The organism is Phycicoccus sp. Root563 (assembly GCF_001427915.1).
Classification (GTDB): domain Bacteria; phylum Actinomycetota; class Actinomycetes; order Actinomycetales; family Dermatophilaceae; genus Pedococcus.
On the sequence record NZ_LMGM01000001.1, the window covers coordinates 2,215,011 to 2,218,020 of the forward strand.

Genomic DNA, 3,010 nt, shown 5'->3' on the forward strand with positions numbered 1-3,010 from the left:
ATGCGTCGACGTCGATGGTCGGGCGCCCGGTGGTCCCGACCACCTGAACCTGGACCGTGTGCGTCCCGGATGTGGTCCAGTTGCGGGTCAGCACGCCCCGGGCGAGGTAGGTCGAGGGCGAGTAGGTGTCGACGGTGCCGGCGTAGACGCCGTCGACCCAGACGTACGCGACGCCACGGTTGGTCGCGGTGGCCGCGTACCAGGCGAACCCGCGTCCGGTGAAGGTGACCTTCGCCGTCGCCCCGGTGGTGCCTGAGGAGTACTGCCGGCCGCCGAAGTAGCTGCCCGTGTAGGCGAGCCAGCCAGAGCTGTAGCTGATGGACGTCGAGTTCTCCTGCAAGGCATCCACCGTGAGCAACGGGCCCATCGCGAACCCGCTCCAGTTGCCCTTGGCATCCTTGGCCCTCACCGCGAACTGGTACGTCGAGCCGGGGGTGAGCGACCACGTGCCCGACCGCACGGCGGCAGAGGCGAGGCTCAGTTGGAGCCAGGTGCCGTTGACCTTGATCCAGGCGTCCTCCTGGGTCACCCCGCTGACGTCGCTCGCCGTCCAGGCGTAGGTCACCGGGACGAGTCCGTTGCTGACCTGTCCGAGGTACTGGACGGTCTGGGTGGGGGCCGAGACGGCGGGCGGTGTCACGTCACCACCGGTCGTCACGGAGCAGGCCCGGTTGACGACGAAGACGTCGTAGCAGGCCGCGATGTTGAAGTGGCTCGCGAGCCAGCTCGTCGAGGTGGCGCCCTGGCCCGCGCCGATCACGGCGTCGAAGTAGTCGTCGTGGCCGCAGTCGAAGTGGTCGAAGTCAGCGCACACCCAGCTGATGTAGCCGGGGTCCGTGGACCCCTTGTCGTTGTAGCACATGACGTCCTGGCCCTCCCAGCAGTGACCCCAGTTCCCGGCACTGGCGGTCGTGGTGGTGCCGGTCGCGTAGGGGGCCCCCGGCTGGACGGCGCCGAGGTTGTGGCCGATCTCGTGCATCATCGTCTCGGCTTGGGGGATGCCGTAGTCGATGGCGAAGCGACCGCCGGTGTTGTTGGCGTTGCTGGCGCTGTTGCTGCTGTCGCTCATCAGGGAGCCTTGGCCGCCGGCGCTGGCCGTGTGGGTGTAGTAGACCGCGTAGTTGCGGGCGGTCGACGTGTAGCCGAGGGCCTTGAGGTCCCCGACGATGGTGGCGAAGGTCGATGTGGCGTTCGTGTGGGCGAGCCGCTGGACGTCGACCCGGATCGCCCCGGTGCTGTCGCACTCGAAGACCAGGTCCGCCCCGCCGACGCTCCCGGACTCGACGCCCGATTTGTAGATGGCACCGTTGATCGTCTTCAGCATGGTCCGGAACTGGTCGACCGTGATGGTCTGCGACCCGTCGGACGGCATGGCGATGACGGCGCGGATCCCGTAGTTGCCGTGCGGGTTCGCCGACGAGCAGACCGGGTTCCGGGCGACGCTGGCGAGGTTGCCCGTCTGGCCGCTCGTGGAGGGTGTCGTCGTTCCGTGGTCGTGGTGGTCGTGGTCGACCTCGACCGGGTCCGGGCCGTGGGTGTAGGTGAAGGACCCGTCGGCGAGCTCGACCTTGAACAAGCCGTTCGCGACCTTGCAGGACCGGCCCTGGTGCTCGACGACGTGCATCTTCTCGGTACAGGCGTGCTCGGGTCTGGCCGGGCTGTGGGTACCGGCCTTCGCCGGGCGTCCGGACTCGGGTCGGCCGTGGGAGGCGGACCCGCCGGAGGCGGTGGACCGTGCTTGGGCCGAGGGCGGCTGGCTCGGTGAGGACTGGGCCGAGGCCGTCCCGGCCACTGCCAACGGCGTGGCCAGGGCCAGGGCGAGGACGAGCGGCCGGAACGGGAACCGGTGGGTGGTCAGTGTGTTCATCGCAACTCCCTGGACGCGTGCTGATCGGATGATCAGAGACTCGTCCCAGAACTGCTGCGGCTCTGTCCGCTCGCTGACGCAACGAGGGTCGTGGTGGCGACGGTGGGCGACTCCGTGCCCACGGAGGGTCGGCGGAGGGCGTGGGATTCGAACCCACGATGACGTTGCCGCCATAGCGGTTTTCAAGACCGCCGCACTAGGCCACTATGCGAGCCCTCCAGGCCTTGCGACACACGGCCGCCGGACCGGGGCCAACGGTATCGTCACGTCGTGGACGGCTACCAACGCGAGGGCGAAACCAAGGCCCAACGGCTCGACCGCAACTGGGACGAGCTGTTGCAGGAGCTCCGCGTCACACAGACCGGCGTCCAGATCCTCACCGGATTCCTGCTCNCGATCAGCGCGAGCATCCTCGCCACCTGTCTGCTCATCACGCCGGTGGCGATGCACCGCTGGCTGTTTCGGCAGCAGCGCAAGGAGACCCTGGTCAGCATCGCCCACCACGTCTCCGTCATCGGGCTGGCGACCCTGGCGGCTGCCGTCGTCAGCGTCATGGCGCTCACCTTCGCCCTGGTCCTCGGCCAGCGGGCCGGGGTGGTCGCGGCCCTCGTCGGCGCGGTGCTGTTCGTCGCTGCCTGGGTGGTCTTCCCGCTCGGGCTGCGGCACCGCCTCACCCGCCCGAAAGGCCCCTGAGCAGGGCTTTTGTTACTGTCGGAGGACACCGACCAAAGGATCCACCATGGGCAAGCTGTCCTTCATCGCCGGCGTCGCCGCCGGCTACGTCCTCGGCGCGAAGGCGGGCCAGAAGCGTTACGAGCAGATCCGCGGCCGCGCCAGCCAGGTCTGGTCCAGCGATCCGGTCCAGCACCGGGTCGAGACCGTCAAGGAAGCCGTCAAGGAGCAGGCGCCCGTCCTCGGCGCCAAGCTCGGCGAGGCCGCCAAGACGGCCGGGGCGAGCGCCAAGGAGCGCCTTACCGGCGAGGACCTGCCGGAGACCCTCCACCGCGGCACCGACGGTCGGCTCCACGCCGACACCTCGGGCTTCGGGCCGGGGGGCGACAAGCTCCCCTGAGCCGACCGCCTCGCCGGGCGACGGACACGACGAGGCCCGCGACGCGGCATACCTGATCGGTATGCCGCGTC

Annotated in this window: 2 protein-coding genes, 1 tRNA gene and 2 pseudogenes; 3 read left to right on the plus strand and 2 right to left on the minus strand. The window is 69.4% G+C overall.

Annotated elements, in window-relative coordinates:
• Positions 1-1,867: pseudogene (locus ASD62_RS10545) on the minus strand (hypothetical protein); the annotation flags it as partial.
• 132 nt (positions 1,868-1,999) lie between these two features.
• Positions 2,000-2,086: transfer RNA gene (locus ASD62_RS10550), tRNA-Ser, on the minus strand.
• A gap of 51 nt (positions 2,087-2,137) precedes the next feature.
• Here ASD62_RS10550 and ASD62_RS20705 point away from each other — a divergent pair.
• The 3 genes and pseudogenes from ASD62_RS20705 to ASD62_RS10560 all read left to right on the plus strand — a co-directional run.
• On the plus strand, positions 2,138-2,260 hold a 123-nt coding region (locus tag ASD62_RS20705), incomplete at its 3' end, for a DUF6328 family protein (protein WP_235530774.1).
• 1 nt (position 2,261) lies between these two features.
• Positions 2,262-2,560, plus strand: a pseudogene (locus ASD62_RS10555) (DUF6328 family protein); the annotation flags it as partial.
• A 46-nt stretch (positions 2,561-2,606) separates the two neighbouring features.
• Positions 2,607-2,939: a hypothetical protein gene (locus ASD62_RS10560; RefSeq protein WP_056915923.1), complete on the plus strand. Its 333-nt coding sequence runs from the start codon at positions 2,607-2,609 to the stop codon at positions 2,937-2,939.
• Positions 2,940-3,010: the final 71 nt, after the last annotated feature.

Excerpts from the sequence above, each read along its gene's own strand:
- ASD62_RS10560 (WP_056915923.1), top strand. The coding sequence starts at position 2,607 with ATGGGCAAGCTGTCCTTCATCGCCGGCGTCGCCGCCGGCTACGTCCTC.